10 protein-coding genes and 1 pseudogene are annotated in these 14,244 nt (G+C 72.4%); 3 read left to right on the top strand and 8 right to left on the bottom strand.

The window, feature by feature from the left end:
- Positions 1–130: 130 nt before the first annotated feature.
- Complete coding sequence (locus tag KWI83_RS18545; protein ID WP_218515457.1) at positions 131–667, top strand: HAD-IIIA family hydrolase; 537 nt, start codon at positions 131–133, stop codon at positions 665–667.
- 24 nt (positions 668–691) lie between these two features.
- On the opposite strand, the gene KWI83_RS18540 is transcribed toward KWI83_RS18545, so the two are convergent.
- On the bottom strand, positions 692–1,630 hold the full coding sequence (locus KWI83_RS18540; protein WP_218515456.1) for a polysaccharide pyruvyl transferase family protein: 939 nt from the start codon (positions 1,628–1,630) through the stop codon (positions 692–694).
- Between the two features lie 47 nt (positions 1,631–1,677).
- The gene (locus KWI83_RS18535; protein WP_218515455.1) at positions 1,678–3,744 is read right to left on the bottom strand and encodes a SpoIIE family protein phosphatase; all 2,067 of its coding nucleotides are present in this window, start codon (positions 3,742–3,744) and stop codon (positions 1,678–1,680) included.
- Positions 3,745–3,901: 157 nt separating this feature from the next.
- Between KWI83_RS18535 and KWI83_RS38725 the strand changes: the two genes are divergently transcribed.
- The gene (locus KWI83_RS38725) at positions 3,902–7,072 is read left to right on the top strand and encodes a SpoIIE family protein phosphatase (RefSeq protein WP_256362447.1); all 3,171 of its coding nucleotides are present in this window, start codon (positions 3,902–3,904) and stop codon (positions 7,070–7,072) included.
- Positions 7,073–7,087: 15 nt separating this feature from the next.
- Here the strand turns inward: KWI83_RS38725 and KWI83_RS18520 are convergent, their stop codons facing one another.
- The 4 genes and pseudogenes from KWI83_RS18520 to KWI83_RS18505 all read right to left on the bottom strand — a co-directional run bounded on the left by KWI83_RS18520 (position 7,088) and on the right by KWI83_RS18505 (position 10,825).
- Positions 7,088–7,957 carry a sugar phosphate isomerase/epimerase gene (locus KWI83_RS18520; RefSeq protein ID WP_218515454.1) on the bottom strand — a complete coding sequence of 290 codons (870 nt, stop codon included), beginning with the start codon at positions 7,955–7,957 and terminating at the stop codon, positions 7,088–7,090.
- Positions 7,954–8,973 (bottom strand): Gfo/Idh/MocA family protein, encoded by a 1,020-nt coding sequence (locus tag KWI83_RS18515; RefSeq protein ID WP_218515453.1) that lies wholly within the window; start codon positions 8,971–8,973, stop codon positions 7,954–7,956. Before KWI83_RS18515 ends, KWI83_RS18520 begins: the two co-directional genes overlap by 4 nt.
- A gap of 23 nt (positions 8,974–8,996) precedes the next feature.
- Positions 8,997–9,866, bottom strand: a pseudogene (locus tag KWI83_RS18510) (MFS transporter); the annotation flags it as partial.
- Positions 9,867–9,874: 8 nt separating this feature from the next.
- Positions 9,875–10,825, bottom strand: coding sequence for a TIM barrel protein (locus tag KWI83_RS18505; protein ID WP_218515452.1), 951 nt, complete (start codon positions 10,823–10,825; stop codon positions 9,875–9,877).
- A 222-nt stretch (positions 10,826–11,047) separates the two neighbouring features.
- Here KWI83_RS18505 and KWI83_RS18500 point away from each other — a divergent pair, with 222 nt between their 5' ends.
- Positions 11,048–12,055 (top strand): LacI family DNA-binding transcriptional regulator, encoded by a 1,008-nt coding sequence (locus KWI83_RS18500; RefSeq protein WP_218515483.1) that lies wholly within the window; start codon positions 11,048–11,050, stop codon positions 12,053–12,055.
- Positions 12,056–12,061: 6 nt separating this feature from the next.
- Here KWI83_RS18500 and KWI83_RS18495 read toward each other — a convergent pair whose 3' ends face one another.
- The gene (locus KWI83_RS18495) at positions 12,062–13,066 is read right to left on the bottom strand and encodes a substrate-binding domain-containing protein (protein ID WP_218515451.1); all 1,005 of its coding nucleotides are present in this window, start codon (positions 13,064–13,066) and stop codon (positions 12,062–12,064) included.
- Positions 13,067–13,791: 725 nt separating this feature from the next.
- A complete protein-coding gene (locus tag KWI83_RS18490) occupies positions 13,792–14,214 on the bottom strand; it encodes a Fur family transcriptional regulator (protein ID WP_218515450.1) in 423 nt (140 codons plus the stop codon).
- Positions 14,215–14,244 lie beyond the last annotated feature (30 nt).

Here is a 14,244-nt window from a genome sequence, read left to right as displayed (position 1 = left end):
GCGGCAGATGGCGTCGTGATCCGGATGCGCACCCGCCCGGCGGAGGTGGCGCCGTGACCCGGATGCGCATCTCCCCGGCGAGAGGTGGCGCCGTGAGTCGGTCCGCGGCGGCCGTGCTGGAGGTGGCGTCGTGAGCCCGATTCGCGCTGTGCTCCTCGGCCGGGACGGCATCCTCGTCGAGGACGTTCCCGGCAACGCCGATCCCGACCGCGTCCGCCCCGTCGCCGGAGTCCACGAGGCGCTCGCGCTGCTGCGCTTCCACGGTTTCCGTACCGGCTTCCTCACCCACGAGCCCGGCGTCTCCCACGGGCGGCTCACCGAGGCCGACGTGCGTCGGGTCGACGCCCGCGTCGAGGAACTGCTCGGCCCGTTCGACGTACACGGCGTGTGCCCGCACGCCCCCGCCGACGGCTGCCACTGCCGCCCACCCGAGCCGGGCCTGATCCTCTGGGCCGCCGGACGCCTGTGCACGGCCCCCACCGACTGCGCCGTGATCGGTGACACCGACGCCCACATGGAGGCCGCCCACCGGGCGGGCGCCCACGCCATCCTCGTACCGACCGCCCGCACGCGACCGGAGACGACCGCCCAGCACACCGCCCCTGACCTGGGCACGGCAGTACGGTCCCTGGTGTCCGGCAGGCCGGTTTCTCGTACGGCGAGGTGACCTGCCCAGGGAGCCGCAGGCTTCTCACCCGCGCCGCTCACCTGCCGCCGGCCGGGCCCCCGTCACCCCCAGCGCCGCCGCCAGCGCTTCCGCGCCGTCCCGTACGCCGGTGCCGTCCCGGAAGCGGTCCCGCGTGCGGCGGGCGGCGCCGCGTCCGGCGGTCAGGCACCAGTCCCACCAGCGCTCCAGCTCGCGCACGTCGAGCCGCTCGGCCGCGATCAGTGCGGGCCAGCCGCACGCGCGCGCCTGTGCGGTCACCTTCGCGCCGCCCGTGACCGGGTCGACGGCCAGTGCCGGAGTGCCCGCCCGCAGCGCCAGCACCAGCCCGTGCAGCCGGTCCGTGACGACGAGGTCGAGGCGGTCGAGCACCGACGACAGCTGGGCGGGCGTCGCGCTCAGCCGCCAGTCGTGGGCGTCGAGCCGGGTCTCCAGCTCCAGCCGCGCACAGTCCTTCCCGGCCAGCCAGCGGGTGACGGCGTCGGCGACCTCCGCGTGCCGTCGCCGCTCCGCGTACTCGTGCTGCCCGTGCGTGAGGATCACCCCGATCACCGGCCGGGCCGGGACGGCGGGCGCGCGGGCGGCGAGGTCCACCAGCGGCTCGGCGCCCGGAGCGTCCCGCGCCAGCACCTGGTGGAAACCGGCGACGGCCGGACCCGCCGGATCGACGACCGACGTACCGACGGCGATCCGTACGCAGTGCGCGAACCGCCGGTGCAGCTCCTCGACCTGCGGCCCGTGCACCGGCCCGCACACGAACACCAGATGGGAGTACGCCTCGGCCCGCACCTCCTCCAGGTGCGGCGCCCCCGGCCGGAACCCCGGACTCCAGGCGACGTCGTACGCCAGCCCGGCCCGCTCCAGTACGTCCTCCACCCGCCGCAGCGCCAGCACGTCCCCGGCGGTCACCTCCCCGTCTCGGAAGCTGAACCACCCGGTGAGCAGGATCCGCCGCGGTTGCTCCATGGTGCCGACGGGTGCCCTGCACCCCCGGCGGCCAATCGCCGTACCGCCTACAGGGCGCGCGCGACGAGGAGGGCGACGTCGTCGTGGTCGTCCGCGTGACGCAGGCCGTACAGCAGCAGGTCGCAGGTCTCCTCCAGCGGCCGGTGGGGTTCGTCGAGGAAGGTGAGGAGGACGTTCAGGCGGTCGTCGATGGGGTGGTGGCGGGTCTCGACGAGGCCGTCGGTGTAGAGGACCAGCAGGTCGCCGGGGGCCAGCTCGACCGTGGTGGGCTCGAACGGGATGCCGCCGATGCCGAGCGGTGCCCCGGACGGCAGGTCGAGCAGTTCAGGGGCCCGGCCGGGACGGGCCAGCGCGGGCGGCATGTGACCCGCGTTGGCGATGCGGCACTGTCTGGTGCGCGGGTCGTACACGGCGTACACGCACGTGACGATGTAGTGCTCCAGATCGCAGGTGATCTTGTCGAGGTGCTGGAGCACGGCACCGGGGTCCAGATCGAGGTCCGCGTAGGCGACGGTCGCCGTGCGCAGCCGGCCCATGGTGGCGGCGGCGTCGATGCCGTTGCCCATGACGTCGCCGACGACCAGGGCGGTCTTGTCGTCGGTCAGGCCGATCACGTCGTACCAGTCGCCGCCGACCTCGCTGGTGGCCTGGGCGGGCTGGTAGCGGGAGGCGAGTTCCAGGCCGGTGTGGTGCGGCGGGTGGTCGGGCAGCAGGCTGCGCTGGAGGGTGAGCGCGGTGTTGCGCACGCTCTGGAACCAGCGGGCGTTGTCGATGGCCACGGCGGCACGGCTGGCCAGCTCACTGGCCAGCACGACGTCGTCCTGGTCGAACGGCAGCGGGTTACGGGTGCGCTTGAGGTCGAGGGCGCCGAGCACCTCGCCGTGCGCGATCAGTGGCACCGCGAGATACGAGTGGACGCCGGCCTGCGCCAGCAGGGCGACGGCCTCGTCGTCCCGGGCGATCCGCGGCAGGTCGCGGTCGTCGACATGCCGTACCAGGACCGGCCGGCCGGTGTGCACGCACAGGGTGACCAGGCGGTCGCCCTCGTAGGCGGCGACGTCTCCGGGCGGGTCGGCGGCGTGCAGCGCCACGGTCGGGTGGGCCGCTTTGAGTGCGAGGGCGCGGAACAGCTCCGGCCCGTTGTCCGGCGGGCGGGTCCGCCGGCAGGCCAGCGCGGAGTCCAGGACGTCCACGGCGACCACGTCGGCCAGCTCGGAGGCGGCGATGTCGGCCAGTTCGCGCGCGGTCTGCTCCACCTCCAGCGTGGTGCCGACCCGGGTGGAGGCGTCGGCGATGAGGGCGAGGCGCCGCCGGGCCCGGTCGGCCTCGGCGGCCGCGCGGTGCCGTTCGGTGACGTCGACGACGGAGGTGGCCGCGCCCAGGACCCGCCCGCCGGGGTCCTCCAGCCGGTAGAACGACAGGGACCAGGCGTGCTCGTGCTCGGGGTCGGTCGGCGGGCGGCCCACGTGGTACTGGTCGAGCAGCGGGGTGCCGGTGGTGAGCACCTGACGCAGGCAGGCCTCGATGGTCTCGATGTCCGGCAGGTGCAGGGTCTCGCGCAGATGCCGGCCGATGTGGTCCTCGGCGGGCACCCCGTCGATCCGCTCCAGTGCCGGGTTGACCAGCAGATAGCGCAGGTCGGGGTCCATGAGGGCCAGGCCGATCGGGGACTGGTTGATCAGCCGCTCGCACAGGGCGAGGTCGGTCTCGACGCGCTGGAGCAGGTTGTGGTCGGCGGCGAGGCCCAGGGCGTAGACATCACCGAGGTCGTCCAGCAGCCGCATGTTGCGGAACTCCGTCAGGCGAGTGCTGCCGTCCTTGAGCCGGATCGGGAAGGTGCCGGCCCAGCTGCGGCCGGTCTCCAGCACCTCCGCGAACAGCTTCATCACGGCCGGCAGGTGCTCGGGGCGGACGAACAGCCGCGCCGCGTGCGTGCCGAGCGCCTCCTGCGCGGTGTAGCCGAAGAGGTCCTCGGCCTGCGGGGTCCAGAACACGATGCGCCCCTCGGCGTCGACCACCACCGCTGCCACGCTCAGCACGTCCAGCAGGCCGGTCGGTCCGGGCGCCTCCGGGCCGTACTCGTCCCCGTCGGACTGGAAGGATTCGGCTGCCATCCCTGATCCTCCTCCTCCGGCCGGCGGAAGTGACGATGTGCCCTTCCATGCTGCCCCCCGCCCTCTGCCTTGCCCAGCCCGAGGGCCGGGGCGTCCGCCGGGGGGCGTGCACATCGGACGGACAAGAAGGAACATGGTCGTGTAGAGGATGGCGACAATGGACGCTGCGCGACACGGTTCCGATACGTCGCCGCCCGCCGGAGCGGGCGAGTACTTCGACGCGTCCACCGACGCGGCGGCGGTGGTCTCCGCCACCGGCGTGGTGATCGGCTGGACCCGCGCGGCCGAGGAACTCCTCGGGCGTCCGGCGGAGGAGGTCGTCGGCGGCTCCGCCGGACGTCTGCTGGCGATGCCCGGGGATCCGGTCCGCACGGCCGGCATCGCCGACCGGTGCCGCGCCGGAATGGGGTGGAGCGGTCACGTCCCGCTGCGGCACCGCGACGGCCACCGGATCGACGTCGACCTGCGGGTCTCCGCCTGCTTCCGGATCGGCTCGCAGGAGTGCTTCCTGGTCTCCGCCCGGGAGCAGCGGCAGCAGTGGAAGGTCGGTCAGTCCGTCCTCGACGGCTTCCTGACCCGCTCGCCGGTCGGCATGGCGGTGATGGACCTGGATCTGCGGTACGTGTGGCTGAACGACACCCTGGAACGCTTCGGCGGTGTGCCCCGGGAGCAGCGGCTGGGCCGCCGGCTCAGCGAACTGCTGCCCGGGCTGCAGGCGGAAACCCTCGAAGGCCTGATGCGCAAGGTGCTGGCCACCGGAGTCCCCGTCACCGACTACGAGTACGTCGGCTGGAGCTGGGCCGACCCGCACCGCCGGCACGCCTACTCCACGTCGTTCTTCCCGCTGGTGGACGCCGACAACTCCGTCACCGGGGTCTGCTACATGGTCCTGGACGTCACCGAGCGGTGGAACGCCCGCCAGCTGCTGTCGCTGGTCAACGACGCCGGGAAAAGCATCGGCCGGACACTGGACGTGATGCGCACGGCACAGGAACTCGCCGACTTCGCCGTCCCCCGCTTCGCGGACTTCGTCGTCGTCGACCTCCTGGAGCCGGTCCTCAGCACCGAGGGGCACGGGGCGTGGCTGACCGACGCGGGACCGGCGTCCGCCAAGCCGGTGATGCGCCGCGCCGGGATGAGTTCGGTGCGCGAGGGCTGTCCGGAGGCCGTGGCGCGGGTCGGGGACAGGGTGGACTTCGTGCCGCCGCCGCACGACGTGAATCTGATCATCAACGGCGATCCGGTCCTCATCCCGGTCCTCGACCCGTCCGACGAGTGGTGGATGGCCGAGGAGCCCGCGCGAGCCGGCAAGATCCGGGAGTTCGGACTGCACACCTTCATCGCCGTGCCGATGCGGGCGCGGAACACCGCCCTGGGCATCACCACGTTCATGCGGTCGCTCAACCCCGCCCCCTTCCAGCCCGACGACGTCCTGCTGGCCCGGGAACTGGTGGCCCGCGCGGCGCTGTGCGTGGACAACGCCCGCCGCTACACCCGGGAGCACACGGCGGCGGTCACCCTGCAGCGCAGCCTGCTGCCCCAGGCCCTGACCGGCGGTACGGCGCTGGAGGTGGCCTCCTGCTATCTGCCCGCCGACCCGAGCGGCGGGGTCGGCGGCGACTGGTTCGACGTCATCCCGCTGTCCGGCGCCCGGGTGGGGCTCGTCGTCGGCGACGTCGTCGGCCACGGCATCACCGCGGCCGCCGCGATGGGTCGGCTGCGTACGGCGGTGCAGACCCTCGCCGACATGGAGCTGCCGCCCGCCGACCTGCTGGCCCACCTCGACGACCTGGTGCTGCGGCTGAGCGAGGAGAAGACCGACGAGAGCACCACCGCCTTTCTCGGCGCGACCTGTCTGTACGCCGTGTACGACCCGGTCAGCAGGCGGTGCGCGATGGCCCGTGCCGGACATCCGCCCCCTGTCGTGGTCGCCCCCGACGGGCAGGTCTCCTTCCCCGAACCGCCGGCCGGGCCGCCGCTCGGGCTGGGCGGGATGGCGTTCGAGTCCACCGAGATCGAACTCGCCGAGAACAGCCTCTTCGGTCTCTACACCGACGGCCTCATCCTGGGAGCCGACCACGACATGGAACTCGGCATGACCCGCCTCGGCGAGACACTGGCCCAGCCCTTCGCCGCCAGGGGCGCGGCGCAGGCCGGGCGCGGGGGCGGTGACGTGGGGGCGGGTGGCGGTGACGTGGGGGTGAGGGCGACGGGTCGTGGTGGTGTGGGGGCTGCCGGGCGGAGCGAGGGCGCTGGTGGTGTGGGGGCTGCCGGGCCGAGCGAGGGTTCTGGTGCGGGGGCTGCCGGGCGTGGTGACGGTGCTGGTGCGGGGGCTGCCGGGCGGGGTGACGGTGCTGGTGCGGGGGCTGCCGGGCGGGGTGACGGTGCTGGTGCGGGGGCTGCCGAGCGGGGTGACGGTGCTGGTGGCGTGGGGTCTCCCGGGCAGGGGCCGGATCCCGGCCTCGTGGAGTCCGCCCGGCGGGGCCCGGATCCCGACGTTGCGCCGTTCACCCGGCGGGGCCAGGACCCCGGCGGGCGGGGTCAGGAGTCCGACGTTGCGGCGACCGGCGGGCGGGGTCAGGAGTCCGACGTTGCGGTGCCCGGCGGGCGGGGTGAGGATCCTGGCGGGGCGGAGTCCAGTGGACGGTGCCGGGAGCGTGGCCCTGTGGGGTCGGCGGGGCGGGGTTCGGTCTCCGGTGCCGTGGCGCCCGGCGGGCGGGGTCAGGAGTCCGACGTTGCGGCGCCCGGCGGGCGGGGTGAGGATCCTGGCGGGGCGGAGTCCAGTGGACGGTGCCGGGCGCGTGGCCCCGTGGAGTCCACCGGACGCGGCCCGGCCCCCGGTGCCGCGGCGGAGCCCGACCTCGTGGCCCTGTGTGCGTCCGCGGTGGAGCGGCTCGTGCCCGTGCCCCAACCCGACGACATCGCCCTGCTCCTGACGCGCACCCACGCCCTCGGTGCCGACCACGTCGTCTCCTGGGCCGTACCCGCGGACCCCGCCGCCGTCGCCGACCTCCGGGCCCGGGCGACCCGCCAGGTCGAGGCCTGGGGCTTCGGGGAGCTGGCCATGACCACGGAGCTGATCGTGAGCGAACTGGTCACCAACGCCATCCGCTACGCCGCACCGCCCATCCATCTGCGCCTGCTCCGCGACTCCCGCCTGACCTGCGAGGTCGCCGACGCCAGCAGCACCGCACCCCGCCTGAGGCACGCCCGCAGCACGGACGAGGGTGGCCGCGGCCTGTTCCTCGTGGCCCAGCTCGCCCACCGCTGGGGCGCCCGCTACACACCCGGCGGCAAGGTCATCTGGGCGGAACAGGAGATCGGGTGAGGCACTCTCCCGGCGTCACCCGGCCAGTTCCTTGGTGATGCGGTCGAGCATGAACGCCGAGGACTCGCGGGCCCGCTCCTCCCAGGCGAACACGCAGGCGGTGGCGACGCCGTCGAAGTCCAGCTCGCGCAGGGTGCCGAAGAAGGCGTCCCAGTCGACCTCGCCCTGGCCGATGTCGAGGTGCTGGTGGATCCGGGCCGGGGTGCCGGGCGGGTTGAGGATGTAGCGCAGCCCGGACGACCCCTTGTGGTTGAAGGAGTCCGCGATGTGCACGTGCCGGAGCTTGTCCCCGGCGTAGCGCAGCATCGCCGCGATGTCGGCCCCCACCTCCGAAGCACCCGACAGGTGGAAGGAGTGCGGCGCGCAGTAGAGGTAGTTCACCCAGGGCTTGTTGATGGCGCGGACCAGGTCCACCGCAGGGGCGTTCTCCTCGCAGAAGTCGTCCGGGTGCGCCTCCAGGTTGAGGGCGATGCCCTCCCGCTCGAAGACCGGCAGCAGTTCCTCCATCGAGCGCCAGAACGCGGCCTCGCTCTCGGCGGCCCGCTCCGGACGGCCGTTGAACTCGGAGTTCATCAGCGGGCATTCGAGGTCGGCCGTGATCTCGATCATCCGCTTCCAGTACCGGACGGCGGCCTGCCGCTCCGTCTCGTCGGGCGAGGACCACTTGTACAGGGGCAGGACGGAGGACAGCTGGACGCCGTGCGTGCGCAACGACCGCTTGAACGCGGCCACACGGTCGTCGTCCGCCCGAGGATGCAGGAAGAACGGCATGAAGTCGTCACGCGGCGACAACTCGATGTACGCATAGCCGAGTTCGGCCACCGTGCGCACCATGTCGTCGAGCGGCAGGGCGCGGAACATGTACGGGTCGAGGGCGATCTTCATGCGGTTCCTCCGTAGAACACCGGGCGGGGCTTCATGTCGACGGTGACGACCTGGCCGCCGGTCTGCAGGGAACGGACGGCGGCGTCGGTGATGACGGTGGCGGCATAGCCGTCCCACGCGGAGGGGCCGGTGGGCTCGGCGCCGTCCGCGACGGCGTTGATCCACTCGCGGAACTCGGTGTCGAAGGCGTCCGCGAACCGCCCCTTCCAGTCCTGCAGGACGGCGGTGCCGTGCCGTCCTGCGGTACGGATCCCCACGGCGGCCGGGTCGGGCAGCCGGACGAGGCCCTCCTCGCCGACGGTCTCGCACTGGATGTCGTAGCCGTACTGGCAGTTGACGAAGACCTCCAGGTCGATGCGGACGCCGCTCGCCGTCTCGAAGTACATGAGCTGGGGGTCCTTGAGGTGCGCGAACCGTTTGCCGGTGGCGCGCGGCGTGATCACCTGGGCGGAGACGATCTCGTCGTCCAGCAGCCAGCGCAGTACGTCGATCTCGTGCACGGCGGTGTCCTGCGCGGCCATGACGGAGGTGTACGACTCCGGCACCGTCGGGTTGCGGTGCGCGCAGTGCACGATCAGCGGGGTGCCGACGGCGCCGGAGGCGATGACCTCCTTCATCTGGCGGTAGCCGGCGTCGAAGCGGCGCATGAAGCCGACCTGGACCAGGCGGCGACCGTGGGCGCGTTCGGCGTCGACGACGCGCAGACAGTCCTCGGCGGTGGTGGCGAGGGGCTTCTCGCAGAAGACGGGTTTCCCGGCCGCGACCGCGTCCAGGACGTGCTCGGCGTGCGTGGGCCCCCAGGAGGTGACGAGGACGGCGTCCACGTCGGGGGAGCCGATCAGGTCGGCGCCCGTGGGCAGCGCGGTGGCGCCGACGCGGGCGGCCACCCCGGCGGCGCGCGATGCGTCGATGTCGGTCACGGCGGTGACGGCGGCCCCGGTGACGACCTCGGTGAGGCGCCGTATGTGGTCCTGGCCGATCATTCCGGCGCCGATGACACCTACACGTACGGTCATGGTCATTCCCTCCACGGGGGTTCAATGATCGTGTTGACGCCGGTGATCTGCTGCACGATCGCGATGCCGAAGCCGACGAACATCAGTCGGCGCACCCAGGGCACGGCCCTCATGTCCCGCCAGCCGCCGAGCTTCTCCCGCTCGTCCCGGACGGCGAGCGCGGACACCTCGCTCAGCTCGGCCTCGGCCCGGGCCCGCGACCGCACCTGCTTCAGCACGTCGAGCGCCTCACCGAAGCGGGTCCGGGAGGCCAGCCAACGCGGGCTCTCCGGCATCACCAGCATGCCGAACCACAGCACCACGGCCGGCAGCGTGGCGATCACCAGCATCCAGCGCCACACGCCGCCGGACTCGCCGCCCACCTGCGCGATGATCGCGTTGGAGGTGAAGGCGAGCAGCTGCCCGCTGACGATCATCAGTTCGTTGCGGGTGACCAGTGCGCCGCGCCGCTCGGCCGGCGAGATCTCCGCGAGGTACACCGGCACGGTCACCGAGGCGCCGCCGACCGCGAGGCCGAGCACGAACCGGGCGACCACCATCACGGCGGTGGTCGGCGCGAGGGTGCAGCCGAGCGCGCCGACGAAGAACAGCACGGCGAGGGCGAGGATCGTACGGCGTCGTCCGCGCGCGTCCGACATCCGGCCCCCGGCGACCGCGCCGAGCGCGGCCCCGAGCAGGAGCGAGCTGGTGACCATGCCCTCGGTGACCGGGGTCAGGCCCAGGTCGTCGGTCATGTAGGGCAGGGCGCCGTTGATGACACCGGTGTCGTACCCGAAGAGAAGGCCGCCGAAGGTGGCGATGACGGTGATGAGGCGCAGCCGCCGGGAGACCGCGGCGGGGGCCCGGTCGGCGACCGGCGTGGGAGCCGGTGTCGCGTCGTCCTTGACGTCCATGCCACCTCCTACCGGGCGTGGTGCGGGCGTTGCGTCCCGGTGAGGCCGCAGCCGGCCAGGTGCTCACGGGTGCGGACGGCGATGGGGAGCGGCACGTCCGGAGCGCACGGGTACAGGTCCTGCTCGACGATGACGAACAACTCGGCGTCGAGCCCGGCGAGTTCCGCCACCACGTCCGCCGGGTCGGGCACGCCCGCCGGAGGGGAGACGCACACCCCGCGCCGGACGGCCTCGCCGAAGGACAGCCCCTCGGCGGCGACCTGGGCGAGCACCGCCGGGTCCATCTGTTTGATGTGCACATAGCCGACGCGCTCACCGAAGCGGCGGATCAGGTCGAGGTTGTCCCCACCGCCGTACGCCACGTGTCCCGTGTCCAGGCACAGATTCGTGTACCGGCTGTCGGACTCGTTCAGCAGCCGCTCGATCTCCGGCTGGGTCTGGAGGTGGCTGTCGGCGTGCGGATGGACGACGAGGCGTACGTCGTACTCGTCGAGGAGCAGCCTGCCCAGCCGGTCGGCGGCCCGGCCGAAACCGGCCCACTGCTCGGCCGTCAGCTCGGACGGCTCGGTGAACGCGCCGGTCTTCTCGTCCCGGTACATGGGCGGGATCAGGACCAGGTGGTGGGCGCCCGCCGCGGCCGTCAGCGCGGCGACCTGCCGGACGTGGGCGAGCATCTCGTCCCACGCCTCGGGGCGGTGCAGCGCGCCGAAGGCCGTACCGCCGGAGACCTTGAGCCCTCGGGCGTCGAGTTCCGCCCGCAGCCGCCGCGGGTCGGTGGGGAGATAGCCGTAGGGGCCGAGTTCCAGCCACTCGTAGCCGGCCTGCGCGAGTTCGTCGAGGAAGCGGGTGTACGGCACCTGGTGTTCGTCCTCGGGGAACCACACGCCCCAGGAGTCCGGGGCGGAGCCCAGACAGAGGTTGCCCGCGGTGGTGCGGAGTGGGGACGGCGCCGTTGCCATGGAATGTCCTTCGGGGAGAGGGAAGAGGGGAGTTCGGAGTTCCTGCGGTTCTCCTCGCAAACGTGCTGTCGCGCTCTACTAGCGCGCTCTAGTGCGAGTACGATGACCCCTGTCCAAATGTCATGTCAATACCTTGTTGCCGGGGGATTTCACGGCTGCCCCAGCAGACGCCGTCGAAGGGTGGGTTCACAGGTGGATGCAACGGGCCGGCAGCGGCCCACGATGGCCGATGTCGCCGACCGGGCGGGCGTGTCCCGGGCGCTGGTCTCGATCGTGTTCCGCAACCAGCCGGGCGCGAGCCAGGAGACCCGCGAACGGGTGCTGCGCGTCGCCGAGGAGATCGGCTACCGGCCCGACAGCGCGGCCCGGCTCCTCGCCCGTGGCCGCAGCCGCACGCTGGGTGTGATGTTCACCGTGCACCAGACCTTCCACACCGACCTGATCGAAGGGATCTACCCCGAGGCCGAGCGACTCGGCTACGACGTCCTGCTCTCCGCGGCGGCCGAGGGACGCAGCGAGTCCAAGGCGATCGAGGCGCTGCTCGGTCACCGCTGCGAGGCGCTGATCCTGCTCGGCCCCGAGGCGGACGCCGCCTACCTCGACGAACTCGGGCAGCGCGCCGTCACCGTGTCGGTCAGCCGCCGAGTGCCGCGCGCCGCCCGGGTGGACTTCGTGCACAGCGCCGAGAGCAAGGGGGTGCGGCAGGCCATGGACTACCTGGTGGAACTCGGGCACCGCAGGATCGTGCACGTCGACGGCGGCCGGGGGCCCGGCTCGGCCGAGCGGCGGCGCTCCTACCGGGCCGCGATGCGCCGGCACGGACTGGAGCCGGAGATCCGGGTGATCCCCGGCGAGCACACCGAGCAGTCCGGGATCGAGACCGGCCGCCTGCTCCTGGCGGAGCACGACCGGGGCCTGCCCCTGCCGACGGCGGTCCTCGCGGGCAACGACCGGTGCGCGATGGGCGTGTTGATGGCCCTGGTACGGGCGGGTGTCGAGGTCCCGCGGGACATGTCCGTCGTCGGCTACGACGACAGCCACCTCTCCCATGTGATGCCGATCGGGCTGACCACCGTCCGCCAGGACGCGAGGCTGATGGCCGAGCACGCGGTGCGGTTCGCCGTGGAACGGCTGCAGAGCCCGGAACTGCGGCCACGGGAGGCGGTACTGGACCCGAAGCTGGTGGTACGGGGGACTACCGGCCCGCCGCCTGAGGGGGCGGCGGGCTGAACCTGGTCAGCGGGTGCCGTTGGCGGCGAACTTCGCGACGGAGTCGACGTTCTCCTTGGTGACGAAGGCCGGTCCGGTGAGCACCGGGGCGGTGCCGCCGCCGCTGATGTTGCCGTTGGTCCGGTACAGCCACAGCCCGTCGACGGCCAGGTAGCCCTGCAGATACGGCTGCTGGTCGACCGCGAACTCCACGGACCCGTCCTGGACGGCCTGGACCAGGTCCTTGTTGAGGTCGAAGGTGGCCACCTTGGCCTTGCTTCCCGAGTCCTTCACCGACTGCACGGCCGTGAGCGCGAAGGGGGCGCCGAGGGTGACCACCTGGTCGATGGAGGAGTCCTGCTGGAGCTTGGCGGTGATCGTGGACTTCACGGTCGGCATGTCGGTGCCGTTGACGTAGAGGGTCTCGGTCTGGCCCTTGAATCCCTTCTTCAGGCCGGCGCACCGGGCCTCCAGTGCGACCTGCCCCTGCTCCTGGATCACACACAGGGCGTGCTTGGCGCCCATCTGGTTCAGACGCTCGCCGAACGCCACGCCCGCGATGTTCTCGTCCTGGCCGAAGTACTCCAGCATGCCGAGCTGCTTCCAGTCGTCCAGGCCGGAGTTGAAGCCGACGACCGGGATACCGGCCGCCGTGGCCTTGGCCACCACCGCCTTCATCGCGTCCGGCTTCGCCGCGGTGAGCGCGATGCCGTCGACCTTCTGGTCGATCGCGTTCTGCACCAGGTTGGCCTGGTTTCCGGCGTTGGGGTCGCTGGAGTAGACGAGCTTGATGTTGTCCTTCGCGGCGGCCGCCGTGGCGCCCTTGCGGATCAGGTCCCAGAAGGTGTCGCCGGGGGCGGCGTGCGTGATCATCGCCACCGTCATACGGGGGGTGTCCGCCTTGCCCACGCCGGCGTCCGCCGCGGCTTCCTCGGACTTCTTGCCGCCGGAGCCGCTGGAACAGCCGGCGGCGAACAGGGCGCCCGCCAGAAGCGTGGCGGTCAGGGCGGCGGCTCTGTGGTTTCTGTGCATGTCCCGTGCACCTCGTGAGGAGTAGATCGAAGGAGGGAGTGAGGGGGGAGAAGGGGATGGCAGCTCCGTGCGGGGCGGGGGCGGGTCGTCGGCCGAACGATGCCTCGCGCGGTGCCTCGCCTGTGCTAGAGCGCTTTATTAGCGCGCTCTAGTAGCACGTACTATGGGGCCGCCCCCAGGGGATGTCAATGCGTTTGTCAGGACGTTTGAACAAGGTGTGTGTCGTCCCGCACGCCGGGCAGGGCGAAGAAGGGGGTTGGCCGGCCGGATGTGGCTGTCCAGCGGGATCACGTCCCCCTGCGGGTCCTGCGCGTACCGCGGGGTGTCGGTCTCGTGCCGCCCGTGCCGCAGGGCGGGCAGGGCCGGGTTCGGCTTCGGTGTCGAGGGCGGTTTCGGGCACGCCCGGCCTCCGGACAGTTGTACGAACGAGGCGGTGCAGCCGATGCCAAGCAGCGCCCGGCCCCGCACACCGCGTTCCTGACCAGCTCCTGACGTGAGGCAGAGCGAGAATTCGTCCGCCGTCCACTCACCGCGGCACGGCTCTGCCGCAGGAACCGCGCGCCCTCGTCCGTCAGGCGGGGGAGAGTCACCTCGTACCGGGCCGTGTCGCCGATCGGCGGGCGAACCGGCACCGCGTGTGCGGGATCGTCGGCCGGCGTTGTCCTGGTTGCGGCCGTGCGACGTTCGTGCACGGCGCGGCGGTGTGGCCCGCCGCCCCCGAACCGTTACCGGACCATGACGGCGGTGTCTTCTCCGTCCTCGGTGGTATGGCAGTCGGTGCACAGGCCGGTGAGCTCGACGGTGTGCTGCACCGCGGCGAACCCGGTGTCGGCGGCGATCCGGTCCGCCCACCGCTCGACGACCTCGGAGTCCACCGGTCGGCTGCTGCCGCAGCAGCGGCAGATCAGGTAGTGGCGGTGGCCGTCGGCGGGCCGCCGACGGTAGAGCCGTCCGCCCGCCTCGTCGCGTACGACGTCCACACCGCCCTCCGCCTCCAGGTCACGCAGTGCGCGGTAGACGGTGGTGAGGCCGATCTTGTGGGCGTCGGCGACCAGCAGGGCGTGCAGTTCCTGGGCCGACACGAAGTCCTGGCAGCCCGCGAGCGCGCTCAGGACCGCCTTGCGCTGCCGGGTCGTCCGGCCACCCACGGCAGATCACCCCCCATCGACGCTCGCCGG

Source organism: Streptomyces sp. TRM70350 (genome assembly GCF_019219825.1).
Lineage (GTDB): Bacteria > Actinomycetota > Actinomycetes > Streptomycetales > Streptomycetaceae > Streptomyces.
The sequence above is the reverse complement of the archived record's forward strand: the minus strand, read 5'-3'. Positions and strand labels throughout refer to the sequence as shown.

Coding starts and splice junctions, on each gene's coding strand:
- KWI83_RS18500 (WP_218515483.1), top strand. CDS start 11,048: ATGGCCGATGTCGCCGACCGGGCGGGCGTGTCCCGGGCGCTGGTCTCG.
- KWI83_RS18505 (WP_218515452.1), bottom strand. CDS start 10,825: ATGGCAACGGCGCCGTCCCCACTCCGCACCACCGCGGGCAACCTCTGT.
- KWI83_RS38725 (WP_256362447.1), top strand. CDS start 3,902: ATGGACGCTGCGCGACACGGTTCCGATACGTCGCCGCCCGCCGGAGCG.
- KWI83_RS18495 (WP_218515451.1), bottom strand. CDS start 13,066: ATGCACAGAAACCACAGAGCCGCCGCCCTGACCGCCACGCTTCTGGCG.
- KWI83_RS18540 (WP_218515456.1), bottom strand. CDS start 1,630: ATGGAGCAACCGCGGCGGATCCTGCTCACCGGGTGGTTCAGCTTCCGA.
- KWI83_RS18515 (WP_218515453.1), bottom strand. CDS start 8,973: ATGACCGTACGTGTAGGTGTCATCGGCGCCGGAATGATCGGCCAGGAC.
- KWI83_RS18520 (WP_218515454.1), bottom strand. CDS start 7,957: ATGAAGATCGCCCTCGACCCGTACATGTTCCGCGCCCTGCCGCTCGAC.
- KWI83_RS18535 (WP_218515455.1), bottom strand. CDS start 3,744: ATGGCAGCCGAATCCTTCCAGTCCGACGGGGACGAGTACGGCCCGGAG.